The organism is Acinetobacter sp. CIP A162, assembly GCF_000367905.1.
Classification (GTDB): Bacteria; Pseudomonadota; Gammaproteobacteria; order Pseudomonadales; family Moraxellaceae; genus Acinetobacter; species Acinetobacter lwoffii.
Genome location: NZ_KB849159.1, coordinates 1,195,259 through 1,216,446 on the forward strand (window position 1 = coordinate 1,195,259; position 21,188 = coordinate 1,216,446).

The following is a 21,188-nucleotide window of genomic DNA, read 5'->3' on the forward strand; positions in this document are numbered from 1 at the left end:
TAAAAAAGTCCTCATTGAGAGGACTTTTTTTGTGCATGGATTTAGATCGAGAATGAAGATCCACAACCACAGGTCGTGGTCGCATTCGGGTTTTGTACCACGAAACGTGAACCTTCCAGACCTTCTAAATAATCTACAACTGAACCGACCAGATATTGATAACTCAATGAATCGACTAAGACTTTAACATCACCATTGGCAAATTCTGCATCATCTTCATTCTGGCTTTCCGCAAAGTTAAAGCCATAAGAGAAACCTGAACAGCCGCCACCGGTCACATAGACACGGAGCATTAAGTCTTGGTTACCTTCACTGTCACGCAACTGGCGTACTTTATTTGCGGCATTGTCGGTGAGCACAAGCGCTTGGGCATTCATGGCGGATTCCTCTGTTGAATGGAATGTCTTTAAAAAGAAAAGACCATATTTAAGTATAGCACACTCAATATATGGTCAGTCTGCACAGATTAAAAGTCAAATCAGAGTAATTTTATCAGGATTATTTGTAGTTCTCATCCTGTAAGGCACATTCAAAATTTGTCGGATTCTGTTTGCAGCGGAATTGCCACAGCAATTTCATCATGCGTTTGTCATAAACGCCGCGTTTGGTCAGGTCAATTCGGGAATCCCGCATCATTTTCTGATAACCCGGTTTATCTGCCGCAGGAATATCCATCCAGTATTTCGAAGGAATATCCGCTTTCATTTTACCCAAAATACCAAAGGCACGTGGTAACTGGCTCTTAACCCATTCACGTGATTTTTGTCCGTATCCGGCCGGGAATTTATCGGGACGGATAATAATATTACCGGTAACCTGTAATACCGGATAATTCACAATCGCACCTTTACTACCCAACCCTTTATGTAATTCTAAAGGCTTAAATGCTGCAGCTGGTGCACCGATAATATCCACCTGACCATTGTTAAACATACTGGCAAAATTGCTGATTTCGGCACTCACTGCTTGTGCACCAACCTGCTGTACCATGATTTTTTGTGCTTCGTCATGGCTTAGTACCGCAATTTTTTTACCGGCTGCTTTGGCAACAGTATTAATACTGCGGTCGTTCACTAACAGAAAAGCATCACCTACAGGAATGACACCGACTACCTCATATTTGCCTTGCAGCATATGTTTGGCAAAAGTTGGACTGGCCAGTCCCTGCATCACTTTAACCGCCAGATTCAGATCTGGAATTGCACCAATGGCATCGAGTGAACCAGTAAAATTATTAAATTGACGGCCACGCATACCGGTAACACTGATCCCATCACATTTCCCGGCTTTAAAATCTTCTGCAACCACCGCTTCATTGGTATTGACCCGCAGTTCGACATCTGCACCCCAGTTTTTGGCTGCCAACTGATAGTCTTTCATCACACTATAGACATCACCGTTTTTACCAACCAGATCAAATACGCAAATCACCTGTTTAGCTTGCGCCAGACCTGAAACAGCCAGTGTCGCCGTAGCCAATGCCAGTGCTTTCCATCCTCTATGCATCATCCTCATTTCCTTATCGCTTGTTTTTGTTATTGCACTTTTAGTCACATGTGATTGTTTTTTATATAAAACATGCGAATTTAATAGTTAATCAAGCTTAAGCTATTTTATTCGCTGCACAATGGCAGATCTGACCTGGTTCAGCCATAAAAAAAGCCTAGATCAATCTAAGCTTTTTTCTTTAAAAATCAGATTATTCGCCAGCCATTGAACATTCAAAGTTGGCCTTATCGACAGAACAACGGGCACGTTTTAAGACCGACATCATGCTGGCATCATAGATTCCACGTTTGGTCATGTCCATCCGGCCATCACGTAACATTTTCTGATACTTGGTTTTATCTTCAACGTTCAGGTTCATTTTATATTTCGACGGAATACCGGCTTCCAGACGTTTGATCATGGCCATGCTCTTTGGCAGGTTTTTGATAAACCAGTCACGCGATTTCTGTCCAAAACCTGCGGGGAATTTTTCTGGACGAATCACAAAATCAGACGTCACATGCAGCACCGGGAAATTAAACATCGCGCCGTTATTACCCAGACCTTTATAGATTTCTAATGGCTTGTAGGCATAGGCAGGCGCACCAACCATATCCACCTGACCATTGTTAAATTTGGCCACAAAGTTGGACACATCGGAAATCACGGCCTGTGCACCGACGCGCTGTACCATGATTTTCTGGGCATCGTCATAGCCGAGTACTGCGAATTTCTTGCCTGCGGCTTTTTCAATCGAATTGATATTCTTGTCACGGACGAAAATAAATGCCGAACCTAAAGGCGAAATACCGGCAATTTCATATTTTTTGCCGCCCAGATTGGTTACCATTTTCGCGGCATTACGTTTGTCCAGAGCAAAACTGATTGCACGCTGGGCAATGGCATTACTTGGTGCGCCGCCCAGTGCGTCAATAGAACCGGCAAATTTATTGTATTGACGGGCACGCATGGCGGTCATAAATACACCATCACATTTACCTGCCTTAAAATCATTGTCGGCAACCGCTTCATCCTGACGGGCAATCAGATTGATTTCTGCGCCCCAGCCTTTTGCAGCCAGTGCCCATTCTTGCGCCATCTGGAAAGACTCACCGGATTTACCCAGTAAGTCAAACACACAGATATCGACTTTTTCTGCATGCGCCGCACTTGCAAAACCAAATGCAGAGAATGCAGCCAATGATAAGAGTGTTTTTTTCATTGTAGTTATCCTTTGAAATCTTGTTATTCGCTGAGTGTCCGTACACGGGACAAATATTAAGCAAGTTTAATTAAAAAAAATAGAGCATTTACTCCATTTAAAACCGGCATTTTGGCCTATAAAGATAAATCAGCAATAGTTGCCTAAGTTATTTTTAAATATATATTTAAATATCAATATCTTAATGTTTAAAACTGCTTTCTTATAATTACATTTACCCAGATATAGTTACAAAGATATACATGATTTCAGATTTATTCGCCACCAATCGAACATTCAAAATTGGTTCTTTCTACCGTACAACGCGCGCGTTTCAATACGTTCATCATGCCCTGATCATAAATCCCCTGTTTGGTTAAATCGATCCGCCCATCACGCAGAATCTTTTGGTAGGCCACACGATCTTCACGGCTTAGATTCAGAATATATTTGCTTGGAATCTCAGCTTCCATGCGCTTGACCATGGCAAAGCTGCGCGGTAACTGTTTCACAAACCAGTTTCGGGATTGTGCGGCAAAGCTTGCCGGAAACTCTTCCTGACGAATAATCAGATCAGCAGTGACATTAATCACCGGAAAATTAATCATTGCGCCTTGACGGCCTAGTCCTTTCTGTAATTCCAGCGGTTTAAATGCATAAGCCGGTGCAGCGACAATATCCACTTCGCCCTGATTAAACTTGCGAATAAAATTGGAAATTTCCGACATGACCGGTACTGCTTCAATCCGGTCGACCATGATTTTTTGCGCATAGTCATAATGCAGCACGGCAAATTTCTTGCCTTTGACCTGTTCCAGTTTATTTAGAGTACGATCACGAACAAAAATATAGGCTGGGCCAATCTGACCAATACCCGCCACTTCGAATTTTTCTTTGCCAATCTGGGTGATCAGGCGTTTGCTATTGCGTTTATCCAGTACATAGCTGATGGCTTTCATGGCAATGTCATTATTCGGCACGCCGCCAATTGCATCAATCGATCCAGCAAATTTGTTATAAGCCCGGGCACGCATTGAGGTCATATAGAAGGCATCACATTTTCCGGCTTTGACGTCCTGATCGACCTTGGCTTCATCCTGATAAGCGCTTAGCTGAATTTCGGCACCCCAGCCTTTTGCTGCCAGCGCCCATTCCTCCAGCAGTTTGTAAGACTCACCAGATTTCCCCAGTAAATCAAAAACACAGACATTCACTCTGGCTTGAGTTGAAGTCGACACCAAAATGCCCAGTGCCGATAAAATTAAACATCCCTTTTTCATTTTTATTTGACTCTATGATATTTTTTGCTCCATCAGCCTGAACTATAAACCACTGTTCATGCATAAAATAGAGCTTTTACTCAACTTATGCGTCCACCCTAGATCAATTGACAGAGGTGAAAAGCACACTTATTTCAGCAAAAACGGTAAGATTTTTCATTTTCACAGGGCTTTCCTTTAGAATAGGCGCATCTTATTTCTTAGCTTTGATTTCTCAATGATTCAGTTAGACCAGTTATCTATACGTCGCGGTGGACGTGTTTTATTTCAAAAAGCGTCGATGCAGTTACACCCAGGATGGAAAATTGGCCTAACCGGTGTCAATGGTGCTGGAAAATCAACCCTGTTTTCAGCCTTGCTCGGCGGCATGGAATCGGACACCGGTTCGCTGACCCGACCTGCGGTATGGACCGTAGCGCATATGGCTCAGGAAATCAAAGCACTGAATATGAAAGCCATTGATTTCGTCTTGTCGGGCGATGAAGAATACTGGGATATTCAGCAGAAACTCGATCAACCGGATCAACTGGATGATGCAGAACTGGCTCATTTATATGGCCGTTTTGATGAAATTTCAGGTTATTCTGCTCCTGCCAAAGCTTCACAACTGATGGCTGGTCTGGGCTTCTTTGAACATCAATCACAGCTGGATGTTTCAAGTTTTTCCGGTGGCTGGCGTATGCGTTTGAATCTGGCACGTACCCTGATGAGCCGATCAGACTTACTGCTCCTCGATGAACCAACCAACCATCTGGACTTGGACGCAATTCTCTGGCTCGAAGACTGGCTGAAAGCCTATGAAGGTACGCTGGTACTGATTTCGCATGACCGGGACTTCCTCGATGCGATTACCGATCACATTTTACATATCGAAAATCAGGAACTGATTTTATATACCGGTAACTATTCGACTTTTGAGCGCACCCGTAGTGAGCGTTTAGCGCAGCAGCAACAGGCGTATGAAAAGCAGCTGGAAACCCGCGCGCATCTGCAAAAATATATTGACCGTTTTAAAGCGCAAGCGACCAAAGCCAAACAGGCACAGAGCCGGATCAAACAGCTGGAACGAATGCAGGAACTATCTGCAGCCCATGTCGATACGCCATTTACCTTCAGTTTCCGTGAACCGACCAAAATGAGTTCGCCGTTATTGCAACTGGAACATGCCGATATTGGTTATGGCGACAAGCTGATTGTCACCAATGTAAATTTACAGATCACGCCAAACAGCCGGATCGGTTTGCTTGGGATGAATGGTGCCGGTAAATCCACGCTGATTAAATCGCTGGTCGGTGACCTGAAACTGATTCAGGGTCTGCGGAAAGATTCAGAATTACTGAATATTGGTTATTTTGCCCAGCATCAAATGGATGCACTGGATGGTAATGCCAGCCCAATGTTACAGCTGGCACGTATCGCAGATAAAAAAATCAGTGAAGCCAGTCTACGCTCCTTCTTGGGTAGTTTCGGTTTTAGTGGCGAACGTATGGATACGCCAAGCGAAAGCTTCTCAGGCGGTGAACGTGCACGTTTGGCCCTAGCACTGATTGTTTGGCAGCGTCCGAATGTACTGATTCTGGATGAGCCGACCAACCATTTAGACCTGGATATGCGTCATGCACTGACTATGGCTTTACAAGATTTTCAGGGCGCGGTAGTTCTAGTTTCGCATGAACGTCAGCTCATCGCCAGCGTCTGTGATGAACTGCTACTGGTACATAATGGTCAATGCCGTGAGTTTGATGGTGATCTTACTGCCTATGCTGACTGGTTACGCCAAGCCCGTATTGAGATGATTAAAAATGGGCAAAAGCCAGCAGAACCGGTGAAATCCCAAGTCGAAGTCAAACCGACTATTTCCAAACTGGACAAGGAAGCACAACGTAAGGAAGCTGCTCGCCAGCGGGAACTAAGTCGTCCGATTCGCAAGAATATTGAAAAATGCGAAGCACAGATGGCCAAACTACAGCCGCGACTGATTGAAATTGAAAACCTGCTGGGTGACAGTGCTTTATACGAAGCATCACGTAAAAATGATTTGCTGAAACTGATGAATGAGCAAACCGAGCTAAAAGCCAAACTGGAAACAGCCGAAGAGCAAATGCTAGAACTGATGATGGAACTGGAAAGTCTGGAACAGACGTTCTAAAGCTCTTTTAGTAAGATTTAAGATAAGAGATGAATGACCAACGTTGTTCATCTCTTTTTTATTCACTATTTTTAATGTTTTCTCTTCCATTTTCCCCCCTGTATTTTTTCATCTACGTCTAGATGTTTCTTTAATTCTGTTCTTTTCTATTCATTCGACACATAAGGTCATGAATTACACAAACCCTATATAAGTTTATTTTTTAAACAGTTGGATGCCTTATTTCATACATTAATTTACAGCGCGCTGTTTCATCCTAAGGCTCTAATACAAGTGTTTTTTAATTTTTGGCAGCCTTGCTACGAGTCTGTTTAATGTTGAACTAGAGAGAGGAAATCCGCATGCGTGCTCTTACCTATCATGGTGCTCGGGATGTACGAGTTGAATCCGTTCCAGATCCAGTGATTCAGGAACCAGATGACGTTATTTTACGGGTGACAGCCACCGCCATCTGTGGCTCAGATCTGCATTTATACCGGGGAAAAATCCCGGCCACTGAAGACGGTGATATTTTCGGCCATGAATTTATGGGAATTGTAGAAGAAGTCGGCCCAGAAGTAACCGAAGTCAAAAAAGGTGACCGGGTGATTATTCCCTTTGTGATTGCATGCGGTCACTGTTTTTTCTGTGAACATGAACTCATGGCTGCCTGTGAAAATACCAATACCGGTCGTGGTGCAATTCTCAACAAAAAACAGATCCCACCAGGGGCAGCTTTATTTGGCTTTAGCCATCTGTATGGGGGTATACCGGGTGGTCAGGCTGAATATGTACGGATCCCCAAAGGCAATGTCGGACCATTTAAGGTGCCGGGTTCCCTGCCTGATGAAAAAGTATTATTCCTGACCGATATTCTGCCAACTGCGTGGCAAGCAGTGAATAATGCCCAAGTCGGTCGAGGTTCCAGTGTGGCGATTTATGGTGCTGGCCCGGTCGGTCTGCTGGCTGCTGCCTGCGCGCGGATGCTCGGTGCCGAGCAGATATTTATGGTCGATCACCACCCTTACCGTTTGCGTTTCGCGCATCAAACCTATGGGGTAATTCCCGTCAATTTTGATGAAGTCGATGCCGCTGAATTTATCATTCAAAATACCACGGGTTATCGTGGAGTCGATGCCGTCATTGATGCGGTCGGTTTTGAAGCCAAAGGTAGCATGCTGGAAACCGTAATGACCAACCTGAAATTAGAAGGTTCGAGTGGTTCAGCGCTAAGACAATGTATTGCAGCGGTCCGTCGCGGCGGTGTGGTGAGTGTACCTGGAGTTTATGCCGGTCCAATTCATGGCTTCCTGTTTGGTGATGCCTTTGACAAAGGTTTGACCTTTAAAATGGGACAAACCCATGTGCATAATTACTTGCCGCAGTTGCTAGAACATATTGAAAATGGAGATCTGTCTCCAGATCTGATTATTACCCATCGCATGAAACTGGAAGATGCTGCGGAAGGTTACCGTATTTTTGATAAAAAGGAAGAAGACTGTCGTAAAGTCATTCTAACACCATAAATATGATTAAAAAAAAGCGCCGTCAGGCGCTTTTTTATTTTTCATCGTCATTTTATCAATCCTCTTTTTCTTGTTCCTAATCAATATCATTTCAGCGATTCCCTCCCTCTTTTCTATCGAGTAATAAAAGAAATGCCCGATTTTCAATAATGAAATCAAGAAATAACTCAAAAATGAGAAATAAAAAAGTTAAGCAAAAATCGATAAAAGTATGATTTTAAATAAAAATGAAAGTTCACTTGATTATTAAATCAATTATGTAGTTTAGCTACATCTTGAGTTTTTAGTTAACAATATGTTCCACGGTAATGATTAGAGAAACTACACTATATTTACAAGTATTTAATTTATAATAATTTTTTATTTTAAAGCCAATCCAAGGAATAGTCTGGTCATACTAGCAATATATCGCCAAATCTAGCTTTAAATTTAAAATGCTATTTTAAATTTAAAAACACTTATCCACAAGATAATCGATTTCAAATTTGAATTTAAAATAAAGAATTAATACGTGGATTAAAGCTTGCGGAAAAATACTATCTTATTCACATAAAAATTATGGATAACTTTAGAGTTATTCACATCTCTGATCAGGCTTTCTAGATGCTTGAAGCAATATTATTCACGTATTATTTAGCGTATTAGACCAAGTTTCTTATAAGCTATTGAAAATTTAAAATTTAGTTTTAGCAGCTTTTTATTTATTTTTAAGATATTGGATCTTCTGAATAGGCGATTTATTATTTTTTAGTCGAATCCACCTAAAGTATTCGATCTGTTTTCATTACACGCATCTTTAAATACCACTTTGACTGATCCAGTTTTCACCTAGTGTCGTGAACTGCATGCAAACTTCTCATCGTATAAAGAACGTCTTTCTGCCTCACTTTCCTATTCAAAAATTATTTTAGAAGTTCTGATGCAGATCATTTTTATAACGATAGATTCACTCCAGATTTCAGGTATTCTCCCGAGTTGGTAATCTCTATACATAAACCCTTTCTTAGAGTCGATTTGGCTTACTCAACTTGGCTTTTTAAAACCTAAATGAACCCGTTCCATATCTAAAAATCGGTCCAAAATTACTTTATTTTGCCTAGCTCACAGGATATGAGTAAAAAAATTGGTCTAAAAAAAGCGCCTCGAAAGGCGCTTTTTTATATCTGATTTTATCCTGAAGGGTTATGCATCAATATCTGCATTCAAGGCATTTTCTTCAATGAAAGCACGACGTGGTTCTACGTCATCGCCCATCAAGCAAGAGAACATACGATCCGCTTCAATCGCATCAGTAACTGTCACTTGCAGCATGTTACGGTTGTCTGGATCCATGGTGGTTTCCCATAACTGTTCCGCATTCATCTCGCCCAGACCTTTATAGCGCTGGATCATCATGCCACGACGTGAGTCCTGCAAGATATGTTGCCAAACCTGATGGAAATTGCTGACCTGAATCTTGCGATCGCCTTTTTGCAAATATGCACCCTCTTCAAGCAGACTAAACCAGCTCTTTGAATTCTTTAATAAACGTGCATATTCACTTGAACCTAACAGTACTGAGTCTAACAGGTAGCTATGTGGCAAGTTATGTACATAGATCGTGATACGTGGCAACCAGCTTGCAGTTTTTTGACCATCTGCCAGTTCTTTTTCAAAACGCTCCAGGGTTAATTCTGGACGTAATGTTGGCTGAATGGCTTCAATCGCTGCACGCAGATTCTCACCCCATGTTTCCACATAGGTTTTGTCTTCCAGCTGATCCAGCTTAAAACCTTCCAGTGACAGCAGCGCATCAAGCAGACTCGCAGGATAACGCTGGGTTAAACGCGCCAAGCTCTTCTGTGAAGTCTGATAATCGGCAATCACATTCGCCAGTGCTTCACCACGAATCGCTGGTGCTTCTGCACTGACATGCAGTTCCAGCTCATCAATCGCGTTCGAAATCAGGTAAGTTTCCAGTGCATCATTGTCCTTGATGTACTGTTCTTGCTTGCCTTTTTTCAGCTTGTATAGTGGTGGCTGTGCGATATAAATATGACCACGTTCCACAAGTTCCGGCATTTGACGGAAGAAGAAGGTCAACAGCAGCGTACGGATGTGTGAACCATCCACGTCAGCATCGGTCATGATGATGATTTTGTGATAACGTAGTTTGTCCGGATTATATTCTTCACGACCAATACCACAGCCCAGTGCGGTAATCAGTGTACCGACTTCAGCAGATGAAATCATACGGTCAAAACGGGCACGTTCCACGTTCAAGATCTTACCTTTCAGCGGTAAAATCGCCTGCATTTTACGGTTACGACCCTGTTTGGCCGAACCACCTGCAGAATCACCCTCGACCAGGTACAGTTCAGACAAAGCTGGATCTTTTTCCTGACAATCGGCCAGCTTACCTGGAAGACCGGCAATATCCAGCGCACTCTTACGACGTGTCATTTCGCGTGCTTTACGCGCTGCATCACGGGCACGTGCTGCATCAATGATCTTGCCGGCAATGGCCTTGGCTGCTTGTGGATTTTCCAATAAATATTCAGAAAATGCCTTGTTCATGGCCTGTTCAACAGCGGTTTTTACTTCACTCGATACCAGTTTTTCTTTAGTCTGTGAAGAGAATTTCGGATCAGGCACTTTGACTGAAACGATTGCAGTCAGGCCTTCACGCGCATCATCACCCGATACCGCAACTTTTTCCTTTTTCAGGATATTTTCGCTGTCCATGTAGTTGTTTAAACCACGGGTCAACGCAGCACGGAAACCGGCCAGATGCGTACCCCCATCCTTTTGCGGGATGTTATTGGTAAAGCAACGTACATTTTCCTGATAAGAATCATTCCATTGTAATGCGACTTCTACCGTAATACCGTTGTCGGCCTGTGCAGCAGTGAAGTGGAAGATATCATTCAGGTGCGTTTTGCCTTCGTTAATATATTTAACGAACTCAGATAAACCACCTTCGTAGTCATAGACATTCTCAAGATTGACGCGTTCATCACGCAGGACAATACGTACACCCGCGTTTAAGAATGACAATTCACGTAAACGACGCGCTAAAATATCAACATTGAAAATGGTTTGACTAAAGGTTTCAGCACTTGGGTAGAAACGTACTGTTGTACCCGATTTATCAGTTGTACCTGTTTCACGTAATTTATAAACAGGATCACCATGACGGTATTCCTGTTCATAAGTTTTGCCCGCACGGCTAATATTTAATAGCAGTTTTTCAGACAGCGCATTGACCACCGAAACACCAACGCCATGCAGACCGCCAGAGACTTTATAACTGTTGTCGTCGAACTTACCACCGGCATGCAGAATGGTTAAAATTACTTCTGCTGCAGACACGCCTTCTTCAGGGTGAATGTCGGTCGGAATACCACGACCATTATCAGATACTGAAACCGATTCATCTTCATGGATCGTCACTATAATTTCATCACAGTGGCCTGCCAAGGCTTCATCAATCGAGTTATCGACTACTTCAAACACCATGTGGTGCAGGCCTGTACCATCGTCTGTGTCACCAATGTACATGCCCGGACGCTTACGTACTGCGTCTAAACCACGTAATACCTTGATGCTAGAGGAATCATAAGCCTTTTCAATGGTTTGTTCTGTTTGAGAAGCAGCTTGATCTTCTGAACTCATGGTTTCTCCCTAGTGAAAAATAGGTCTATCCAAAGATGGGTAAAACTCAAAAAATATTATTGCACAACTTGAACTGTACCGTTTTCAACACTGAATAACTGATATGAGATAGACAAATCATGTAAGTGCTTTTGTACTGATTCATGGTCTAAGGTGGTAATAAAAACTTGACTACCAAGTTGGCTCAATCGCTCAATTAAACGTTGTTGTGCGGTTAAATCTAATTCTGCTGTCACATCATCTAATAATACCACAGTTTCCTTATTACAAGAATGGAGCATTGCGATTTGCGACAGTTTTAGTGCGATCATCAGCAGCTTTTTCTGACCCCGCGACAGGATCACGTCGGCATCCCCCATCGGGGTCTTTAAACGCAAATCCGCGCGATGTGGACCATATTCGGTATAGCGTCGATCACAGTCTTTTTCATGCTGGTTGGTCAGATCATTCAGCAGGCCAGTTTCACTGTGAAAGCCCGGACTGTATTCCAGACTGACTTGCAAATCAGGTAATAACTGTTTCAGGTCATCTTCAAAAAAGGGCTTCCATTGTTCCACGATCCCGACACGTTGCGAATGTAAAATTTCACCATATTCACTGAGCATCTGGTTCCACGGTTCCAGATCTGACAGACTGAGAAAGCGTTTGCTTTTGAGCAAACTATTTCGCTGTTTCAGCGCACGAGAATAATATTGCCAGGCATGATAAAACTCTGGTTCCACGTGGAACATTAACCAGTCAAGGAGTTGGCGTCGTGGTTTAGCACCATGATCGATAATATCGGTGCTTTGCGGATCAATCAGCTGCAAGGGCAACAGTTTGGCCAGCTGTCCCTGGGTTGCGACCAGATCACCATTGACCTTGATCAGTTGCTCCCCGCTGGCCATTTTTTGCATGCCAATTTTTTCAGTCGCAGACTGTGCAAATACAATCGCATCCTGCGCGCCATGCTGGATATAATTTTTGGGAATATGAGTACGGAAGGAACGACCGGCAGCCAGTAAATGAATCGCCTCTAAAATCGAGGTTTTACCTGAACCATTTTGCCCATAAAAAACATTAAACGGCTGCAATCCGTGGAGAGCAACCGTCTTTAAATTCCGCACACGCTCAATATGTAAACGCGTAATATGCATGTCTTATATGAATATCAGAAGCCGCGGCTTAAACACGCATCGGCATGACGACATAAGTCTGATCAGTATGCGCCGGGTCTTGTACTAAGACAGACTGATTCGCTTCAGTCATAGTCATTGACACATCATCGCCATCCAGCACACCGAGGACTTCAATCAGATACTGCGCATTGAAGGACATTTCTAGCGGTGAATCGGCATATTGAATCGCCAGGTCTTCAATCGCTTCATCCTGCTCCGGGTTATTGGCACGAAGTTGCAAAGAATCAGCATTGAAGTTCAGAAACACACCGCGAAGTTTTTCATTACTTAAAATCGCCACACGCTGCAAAGACTGCTTGAACACGTCATGTGCGATCATCACGACTTTGTCGCCCCCACGTGGAATCACACGGCGGTAGTCCGGGAACTTACCATCAATCAGCTTGGTAGTGAAACGCACGGTAATGTTCGCCTGTTCCTTGTCACGGCTTGGCATATTGATGGTCACATTGAGCAGTTCACGACCAATCAATAGAGATAATTGCTCATCTTCAACGCTGAGCAGGCGCTGTAATTCTGCAACGGCCTTACGTGGCACAATTGCCTGAATCGGCTGTGCTGCAGTGGATTGTGCTGCTGTTTCACACAGTGCTAGGCGGTGGCCATCGGTGGTCACAGCACGTAGCTGATTGGCATCAATTTCCAGCAAAGTACCGGTCAGGTAAAAACGCACATCCTGAACTGCCATGGCAAAGGCGGTTTTTTCGAACAGGCGTTTAAGTTCACGCTGTGTCACCGTCACTTGCGTGCCTTGGGTGTTTTCAGTGTTCAGTAATGGATAATCATCAGCAGGCAAGGTACCCAGTACAAAACGACTGTTGCCTGATTTAAGGATGCAGCGCTGATCTTCAGTAATATGCAAATCCACCAATGCCGCTGAAGGAAGTGACTTACAGATATCAATCAGCTTACGTGCAGGAACTGTGGTCTCGCCTTCCTGCAGACATGCACCTTCAGCCAGTGCTGTACTCGCCACCAGTTCGACTTCCAGGTCGGAACCGGTCACGGTCAATGCTTGCGTAGTCACCTGAATTTTCAGGTTAGACAGGATATTCAAGGTATGGCGACGTTCAACCGCTCCTACGACATGTGAGAGAACATTCAGTAAGCTTTCTTTCGCGATTTTTAAACGCACAGTGCATTCCTCTAAAGCTGAAGATTAATATAGAAAAAGTGATTTTTTTGACGGTTTACTATGCGGCAAAAGCAGCCGCATAGCAAGAATAGAATTTGAGCGATTTAGGTCAACTTTGCAACAGACGTTGCAGGTTTTTATAGTCTTCGTTAAAGATCGGATCTTCTTCACGCAGACTCTGTACTTTCTCGCAAGCATGCATCACGGTACTGTGATCACGACCGCCAAAAGCCATGCCAATTTCCGGAAAACTGTCGCCTGTTAATTCACGTGCCAGCCCCATCGCCAGTTGACGTGGGCGGGCATAAATCCGGGTGCGTTTTGGACCGACCAGTTCTTTCAGCGGAATCCGGAAATACTCACTCACGACACGCTGAATATTTTCGGTACTGATGGTACGGGCACGAATCGCCAGCACATCTTTTAAAGATTCACGCACCACATCCAGATCAATTGGTGTGCCTTTAAAACGTGAAATCGCCACCACTTTGTTCAGCGCACCTTCAAGCTCACGCACGTTAGCCACCACCTGCTGGGCGATAAACAGCGCACAGTTACGTGGTAAATCGACCTGGTTGCTTTCGGCTTTTTTCAGCAGAATTTCAATTCGGGTTTCAATATCTGGTGGTTCGACTCCGACCGATAAGCCCCAGGAAAAACGTGAAACCAGACGTGGATCCAGTTCGGTTAGTTCTTTAGGATAACGATCCGAAGTCAAAATAATTTGCTTAGATTCATCCAGAAGTGCGTTAAAGGTGTAGAAAAACTCGACCAGGCTGGCTTCTTTACCGGCCAACAAGTGAATATCATCGACCAGTAATAAATCCAGAGAACGGCAATTTTTCTTAAACTCTTCAACTTTGCCCTGCTGTAACGAGCTGACAAAGTCCTGTACGAAACTTTCTGCGGTCATGTACATGACACGTGCATTCGGTTTGGCCTGTAACAGTGCATTGCCGACCGCCTGCATCAAGTGGGTTTTACCCAGACCGGTCGGACCATATAAAAATAACGGGTTGTGCTGTGAAGCACCCAGCTGAGTCAGCACCTTGCGACAGGTTTCTGCCGCCATCTGGTTAGATCGACCTTCCACAAACAGCGAGAAGGTAAACAATGGATTCAACTGACGTCTACGGCTATTTTTGCCGCTGTCTTCTTTTTCTTTCTTCGGTTTCGGCACCGGCATCGGTGTCGAGGTCAATGCCGCTGTCGTGGTCGCCGGTTGCTCACTGGCAGATAAAATTGCCCCTGGACGTGAATCGACCAAAATTTCGACCTTGCGTACCCGTCCTTCAGACAATTGCTCTGCCAGAATCGTGATCAGTTCCAGATGATGTTCTTGAATGTAACGCGTCCAGTAAGGATTAGGTGCATACAAACGCAAGCTGTCTTCCAGCTCTTCTGCAACCAATGGGCGAATCCACATTGTAAAGACATTTCCAGAGAGCTCTTGTCGCAGGCGATTTAAGCAGTCCGTCCAAAGCATGTGAATCCCCTATTCATTCCATTGTTCATTCAAAAAAGATGACCGCGACCAAAAGCGGGTCGCCATTCTAACCAAGTTATCCACATCTGTCATGGCAATTTCCACAAAAACTGTGCAAAAAGAAATCACCATGCATAAATTTAAATTTAAAACCTAGTGTGGATAAGTTTATCCGCAAGCTGTGGATAAAATATATCACAAAGTTATCCACAAAGTATAAAATTAATAGAAACAGTTTTATCCACAATATAAGTTTATGTTTAATTAAATAAAAAGTGGCTTATCCATAGAAAAAGTGCTCCCTAATAGTAATAAATTTAAATTTATAAATTTGAATTTATTTATAAGATCACTGATTTTTGTGGATAACTCAGAAAGCTTCAAATTTAAATTTAAAAACACAGGTTAAATTTAAAATCTGGATAACATGTGGATAACTTTGTTGATAGAGTTGTTTATAACTTATATATATTTATATAACAATAACTTAATTTGTGATTAACTTGAATTGAACTATTTTTTATTCAGTTCTCTGAAAAACCAAGGTCTTTATCTTTTTTGATCTTATCTTTATCTTTTTTGATCTTATCTTTATCTTTTTTGATCTTATTTGAAAAGAAAACCGCTTTTGCATTGACAGCTCAAGCAATGAGCACTAAAATCGCGGACCTTCATAGAAAGATCATTTTTTGGAGTTTCAATATGAAACGTACATTCCAACCGTCTGAATTAAAGCGTAAGCGTGTTCATGGTTTCCGTGCTCGTATGGCTACTAAAGCTGGTCGTCAAGTATTAGCTCGCCGTCGTGCAAAAGGTCGTCATAGCTTAACTGTTTAATCAGTTACGCTAAGACGATTTCGGGTGTTATGACAAAACTTTATAGTTTTGGCACAGAGTTGCGATTACGCTGTGCTGCCGATTATAAAGGTGTCTTTGATGGTGCGCTTTTTAAAGTGCATCAACCCCATTTCTTATTTCTTGCAAAACATTCCGAACTGCCAAATAGCCGTTTGGGTTTAGTTGTTGCCAAGAAGAAAGTGCGACGTGCACACGAAAGAAATCGAGTAAAACGACTTGCTCGCGAAAGTTTTCGCCTGCATCAACAGCAATTAGATGACTTAGACATTGTAATCATGCCGAAAATGGGTGTTGAAGCAGTGCCTAATGCAGAATTGCACCAGCAATTACAATTTGCCTGGCAGAAACTGAACCGTCTCGCCAAAAAGCATTCAAAAATAGCCCCCTCCCCACAAAAGTAGAGTTGGCCAATGGTACGTTTACTGCATTGGTTGATCCGTTTCTATCAGATTGCGATTAGTCCTCTTCTTGGACCGCGCTGTCGTTATATTCCAACTTGTTCTCAATATTCCTTGGAAGCAGTCCAGATGCATGGCGCTGGGCGTGGAGTGTGGCTGGCTACTAAACGTATTTGCCGTTGTCATCCGTGGGGGGGCTCGGGATATGATCCTGTTCCCTCAAAAGCGATTCGTTTTATTTCATTTCAGCAAATAGATTCTCAAACGCTTCACGTTGCTGTACCCTTTCGTGATCGTTTATTGAACCAAAATCACTCTCACCACTTGGGGTAATACATATGCAACAATGGGCCAGGATTGCAATTCTCGGAGCCATGTTTGTTGTCGCATATTTGCTCATTTTGGCGTGGCAAAAAGATTATGGAAATGCTGAAACAAAACCGCAGCAGGAAACTGCTGTTGTTTCGCATGACGTATCTGCAGATTTGCCAAATGGTCAGACGGCTACAGTTGCCTCTGATCTGCCACAAGCAAATGTGCCAGCACAGCAAGCCACGGATGCCACAGCACCTGTAAGTCAGCAGCTTATTTCAGTACAAACCGACCTTTATCATCTTTGGATCAATCCGAAGGGTGGTGATATTGTTCGTATTGAATTACTCAATCATGACAAGAACAAAGACAGCGATGAACCTTTCGTCATGCTGGAAAGCGATGCGAAACGTACTTATGTCGCCCAGTCTGGCCTGATCGGTCTGAATGGACCGGACAGCAGCCGTAACGGCCGTCCAATGTATGAGCTGGAAAAAACTGCTTATACCCTGGCAGATGCGAAAACAGTCAAATCCAAAGATGGTGAAAACCTGAAAGTATTGTCTGTACCGCTAGTGTTTAAAACCGCTGACGGGATTGAGATCATTAAGACCTTCAATTTCACTGAAGGTGAATATCCGGTCGTGGTGAACCATAAAGTGGTTAACCGCAGTGGCCAGACCTGGCAAGGTCAGATGTTCGGTCAGATCAAACGCGATAACTCGGAAGATCCAGGCAAATCTGATCAGGGGATCTTCACGCTGGGAACATTCCTGGGCGGTGCATGGGGTACCCCGGACGAGCAGTACAACAAGCTTAAATTCGACAACTTTGTTGAAGAAAAAGTCAGTACTGAAGCGACAGGTGGTTGGGTGGCAATGGTACAGCACTACTTTGTCAGTGCATGGGTTCCAGGTCAGCTGAAGTTGACTCAAGGCAATGGCGAAGCCTATAGCGCCAAGCTTGAATCACGCAAATCAACCGATAACATGAACATCATCGGTTTTACTTCACCAACGTTTAATGTACCAGCAGGTACCGTGGCTGAAATTGATGCGACCTTCTATTCAGGTCCGAAAATCCAGTCAGAACTGAAAGATTTGGCTGCGGGTTTAAACCAGACCGTTGATTATGGCTGGTTATGGCCAATTGCGAAATTACTGTTTGTCGGTCTTGAGTTCTTCCATGGTCTGGTGGGTAACTGGGGCTGGGCCATTATTCTGTTGACCATCCTGGTGAAACTGATCCTGTGGCCATTGTCGTCGAAGAGCTATCGCTCTATGGCGAAAATGCGGGTGATTGCGCCAGAAATGCAACGCATGAAAGAAGAGTTCGGTGAAGATCGCATGCGCTTCTCTCAAGAAATGATGGCATTGTACAAACGTGAACAGGTCAATCCGCTTGCCGGCTGTTTACCACTGTTATTACAAATGCCGATTTTCCTGGCCTTGTACTGGGTATTGATGGAATCTGTGGAACTGCGTCATGCGCCATGGATGCTGTGGATTCAGGATTTGTCTTCAATGGATCCTTGGTTCATTCTGCCGTTGTTGATGGGCTTGACGATGTATATCCAACAGTCGTTAAATCCACAACCGACGGATCCAATGCAGGCAAAAGTCTTCAAGTTTATGCCGATTATCTTTACCGTATTCTTGTTGTTCTTCCCGGCAGGCTTGGTTCTGTACTGGATCGTCAACAACTTGATCACGATTCTGCAACAAACTTTGATTAACAAGTCTGTTGCCAAAGATCGCGCGAAACGTGATGAGGTTACTCCAGTCAACTAAGTTGTACGGATAGGCTGAATAAATCCGCTTAAGATGGTAATCTTAGGCGGATTTTTTTTGGCTGTACTTTTGAGTCTTTGCAGGTAAATTTTATGCTCAACCGAACCACAACTATTGCTGCGATTGCAACTCCACCAGGACGTGGCGGCGTTGGGGTGATTCGCCTGTCAGGCCCGAAATCCTATGAAATTGCCCAGCAACTGACACAAAAAGAGCTGCCTAAAGCCCGTTTTGCCGGTTTCCGCCAGTTCTATGATGCGGCCGGCGAAGTCATGGATGAAGGACTGGCGATTTGCTTCCCGAATCCAAACTCTTTTACCGGTGAAGATGTGGTCGAGCTGCAAGGTCATGGCGGGCCGGTGATTCAAAATGCTCTGCTTGGTCGTTTACTGGAGCTGGGCGCCACTGCAGCCAAGGCCGGTGAATTCTCGATGCGTGCTTTTGAGAATGGCAAGCTGGATCTGGTGCAGGCCGAGGCGATTGCCGACCTGATTGATGCAACTTCGCAAGCGGCTGCACGTTCTGCAGTGCGTTCTTTACAAGGGGCTTTCTCGACCAAAGTCAATGCAGTCCTTGAGCAGCTGATTCACCTGCGTCTGCATGTGGAAGCGGCAATTGATTTTCCGGAAGAAGAAATTGATTTTCTCGCAGATGGCAAGATTTTAAATCTGCTAGATGGCGTATCCAGTGCCGTCACTCAAGTACAGCAATCCGCACGTCAAGGTCAGTTGTTACGTGAAGGTTTACAAGTCGTAATTGCGGGTAAACCGAATGCCGGTAAATCTTCGTTGCTGAATGCATTGGCTGGAATTGAACGCGCAATTGTGACTGATATTGCCGGCACCACCCGTGATGTCTTGCATGAAAAGATTACTTTAAATGGTCTGCCGATTACCCTGACTGATACTGCGGGCCTGCGTGAAACTGGCGATATCGTGGAAAAAGAAGGGATTCGCCGCGCGATTAAAGAAATCGAACAGGCCGATTTATTGCTCTTGGTCTATGACTTAAGTCAGGGCGAAGATCCGCTGCAACTTGCTCAGGAATATTTTGCTGAACATATAGAACCGAAACGTTTAATGCTGATTGGCAATAAATGCGACCTGACCGGTGCTGAAGCCGTGATTGGCGATTTAAATGGTTTCCGGCATATTGCAGTGTCTGCCAAGCAGGAAACTGGCGTACAAGCGCTTATAGAAGCGATTACAGCCCATGCAGGCTTCCAGCCTGAAGAAGATACCTTTATTGCACGTACCCGTCATTTAGACGCAATGAAGCGCACTCAGCTCTATTTGGCTGAAGCGCGTGAACAGCTGGTGGTATATAACGCGGGGGAACTGGTGGCAGAGTCCTTGCGTCTGGCGCAAAATGCTTTGGGCGAAATCACGGGTGATTTCAGTGCAGATGACCTGCTGGGCAAGATATTCGGATCGTTCTGTATTGGTAAATAATTATTTAATAAATATCAAAAAAGCCCTCAATTGAGGGCTTTTTTTAGGCTGGTAGGCGGGATTTTTGATACGCCCACCACAGCGCAAAACACAATAGACTGATCGCGATACAAAAGCTGATCACAGCGAAATCCAGCCCCCAGTGATCGGCCAGGTAACCCACAGCAATGATGGGAACAATAGTGCCCAGATAAGCAATAAACAGATAGGTCGACATCACTGCTGCACGATTGTCTAAGCTGGTCATTTGATGGATCAGTGCAAAAGCACCCATCAGAGTAAAACCATGACCAATTCCAAAGCAAATATCACTGATAAAAAATAGCAGGCTGATTTTTGAATACATGCATAGCGCCAAAACCATCAGGCTCAAGCACATCATCATTAGGCCGATATTCAGACATTTAGACGCTGCGACCGCTTTGGTTATAAACTGCACGATCACTGAAACCACTAAGATACTGGTAATGGCCAGTCCGCTGACCAGAGGGCCATGCCAAGGTAAAATATTTCGGACAAAGGATGGCGACAGGGAAGCAAACAGGCTAAAGGCGGCAAAGGCACTAAAAGCTGTCACTGCAATAATCATAAACACACGATGAAACTGGGCTTCAGGTCGTTGCAGTTTAGGCGCCATGCTAAAGGGCTGCACCTCAAACTTGGGTGCTTTAATCCAGAACAGGCCAATCAGACACAATACGGCACCCAGAATAATCGGCAAATATGGCATCACCAAAGGCGCAGCGGAAAACTGCGCAATCACGCCACCGACCAAAGGTCCCAAACCAAAACCCATTGCAGTAATGATTGAAATCAGTTGCGGTGCAGTGTGCTTATGGCTTTCCGGGATGGTATGCATTAAACCCATCATGGCAGAAGTGGTCATCAGGCCCGAGGCAATCCCAATAATAAAACGGCCAATCGAGAGGATCAGTGCATTCTGGGCAAAAACGGAAATGATCAGACCCAGCGTGATCAGGGCCAGACCAATTTGCAGGGTCCGTAAAAATCCGATGCTGTTACTGGTTCTGCCCAAAAACAACAAGGTCGAGAGACAGCCAAACATATAGGCGACAAAAATGTAGGTGATCTGGCTGGGCAGCAAATGCCAAAGCTGTTGATAAATCGGATAAAGCGGACTGGCCAAAGCAGTACCAATCGTTCCCATCATTAAAGCCAGGCTGACCATCAAGAACGGTCGCCAGCTGGTCGTTATTGTCATGAAAATGCCGTTATAGTGTTGATCCTTGGCCAATCCATGTCAGGGCGTAGCGAGGAAAATAAAAAGTGTCTGCAGTTTAGA

The 21,188-nt window shown here is 44.1% G+C and carries 16 protein-coding genes; 7 read left to right on the plus strand and 9 right to left on the minus strand.

What is annotated here, in order from left to right; all coding sequences use genetic code 11:
- Positions 1-41: 41 nt before the first annotated feature.
- The 4 genes from erpA to F995_RS12050 form a co-directional block, all read right to left on the minus strand.
- Complete coding sequence (gene erpA / locus F995_RS12035; protein WP_004281944.1) at positions 42-377, minus strand: iron-sulfur cluster insertion protein ErpA; 336 nt, start codon at positions 375-377, stop codon at positions 42-44.
- Positions 378-498: 121 nt separating this feature from the next.
- Complete coding sequence (locus F995_RS12040) at positions 499-1,506, minus strand: putative solute-binding protein (protein ID WP_004647122.1); 1,008 nt, start codon at positions 1,504-1,506, stop codon at positions 499-501.
- 193 nt (positions 1,507-1,699) lie between these two features.
- Positions 1,700-2,710 carry a putative solute-binding protein gene (locus tag F995_RS12045; protein WP_004647123.1) on the minus strand — a complete coding sequence of 337 codons (1,011 nt, stop codon included), beginning with the start codon at positions 2,708-2,710 and terminating at the stop codon, positions 1,700-1,702.
- Positions 2,711-2,964: 254 nt separating this feature from the next.
- Positions 2,965-3,969, minus strand: a complete 1,005-nt coding sequence (locus F995_RS12050) for a putative solute-binding protein (protein WP_004647124.1) — start codon at positions 3,967-3,969, stop codon at positions 2,965-2,967.
- A 217-nt stretch (positions 3,970-4,186) separates the two neighbouring features.
- On the opposite strand from F995_RS12050, the gene F995_RS12055 reads away from it, so the two are divergent.
- Both F995_RS12055 and F995_RS12060 read left to right on the plus strand, forming a co-directional pair.
- Positions 4,187-6,118, plus strand: coding sequence for an ATP-binding cassette domain-containing protein (locus F995_RS12055; RefSeq protein WP_004281940.1), 1,932 nt, complete (start codon positions 4,187-4,189; stop codon positions 6,116-6,118).
- Between the two features lie 341 nt (positions 6,119-6,459).
- Positions 6,460-7,623 carry a zinc-dependent alcohol dehydrogenase gene (locus F995_RS12060; RefSeq protein WP_001202407.1) on the plus strand — a complete coding sequence of 388 codons (1,164 nt, stop codon included), beginning with the start codon at positions 6,460-6,462 and terminating at the stop codon, positions 7,621-7,623.
- A 1,182-nt stretch (positions 7,624-8,805) separates the two neighbouring features.
- Here F995_RS12060 and gyrB read toward each other — a convergent pair.
- The 4 genes from gyrB to dnaA all read right to left on the minus strand — a co-directional run bounded on the left by gyrB (position 8,806) and on the right by dnaA (position 15,076).
- Complete coding sequence (gyrB, locus tag F995_RS12065; protein ID WP_004647127.1) at positions 8,806-11,277, minus strand: DNA topoisomerase (ATP-hydrolyzing) subunit B; 2,472 nt, start codon at positions 11,275-11,277, stop codon at positions 8,806-8,808.
- Positions 11,278-11,333: 56 nt separating this feature from the next.
- A complete protein-coding gene (recF, locus tag F995_RS12070) occupies positions 11,334-12,413 on the minus strand; it encodes a DNA replication/repair protein RecF (protein WP_004647128.1) in 1,080 nt (359 codons plus the stop codon).
- Positions 12,414-12,441: 28 nt separating this feature from the next.
- Positions 12,442-13,590, minus strand: coding sequence for a DNA polymerase III subunit beta (gene dnaN, locus F995_RS12075; RefSeq protein WP_004647129.1), 1,149 nt, complete (start codon positions 13,588-13,590; stop codon positions 12,442-12,444).
- 109 nt (positions 13,591-13,699) lie between these two features.
- Positions 13,700-15,076 carry a chromosomal replication initiator protein DnaA gene (dnaA, locus tag F995_RS12080; RefSeq protein WP_004281934.1) on the minus strand — a complete coding sequence of 459 codons (1,377 nt, stop codon included), beginning with the start codon at positions 15,074-15,076 and terminating at the stop codon, positions 13,700-13,702.
- Positions 15,077-15,778: 702 nt separating this feature from the next.
- Here dnaA and rpmH point away from each other — a divergent pair.
- The 5 genes from rpmH to mnmE all read left to right on the plus strand — a co-directional run bounded on the left by rpmH (position 15,779) and on the right by mnmE (position 19,885).
- Entirely contained in the window at positions 15,779-15,913 is a 135-nt protein-coding gene (rpmH, locus tag F995_RS12085) for a 50S ribosomal protein L34 (RefSeq protein WP_000831329.1), read from the plus strand.
- Positions 15,914-15,942: 29 nt separating this feature from the next.
- A complete protein-coding gene (gene rnpA, locus F995_RS12090) occupies positions 15,943-16,335 on the plus strand; it encodes a ribonuclease P protein component (protein ID WP_004281932.1) in 393 nt (130 codons plus the stop codon).
- Positions 16,336-16,344: 9 nt separating this feature from the next.
- Entirely contained in the window at positions 16,345-16,665 is a 321-nt protein-coding gene (yidD, locus tag F995_RS16390; RefSeq protein WP_004281931.1) for a membrane protein insertion efficiency factor YidD, read from the plus strand.
- A gap of 5 nt (positions 16,666-16,670) precedes the next feature.
- The gene (gene yidC, locus F995_RS12095; protein WP_004281930.1) at positions 16,671-18,434 is read left to right on the plus strand and encodes a membrane protein insertase YidC; all 1,764 of its coding nucleotides are present in this window, start codon (positions 16,671-16,673) and stop codon (positions 18,432-18,434) included.
- 92 nt (positions 18,435-18,526) lie between these two features.
- A complete protein-coding gene (gene mnmE / locus F995_RS12100) occupies positions 18,527-19,885 on the plus strand; it encodes a tRNA uridine-5-carboxymethylaminomethyl(34) synthesis GTPase MnmE (protein WP_004647130.1) in 1,359 nt (452 codons plus the stop codon).
- A gap of 43 nt (positions 19,886-19,928) precedes the next feature.
- On the opposite strand, the gene F995_RS12105 is transcribed toward mnmE, so the two are convergent.
- Positions 19,929-21,074, minus strand: coding sequence for an MFS transporter (locus tag F995_RS12105; RefSeq protein WP_004647131.1), 1,146 nt, complete (start codon positions 21,072-21,074; stop codon positions 19,929-19,931).
- Positions 21,075-21,188: the final 114 nt, after the last annotated feature.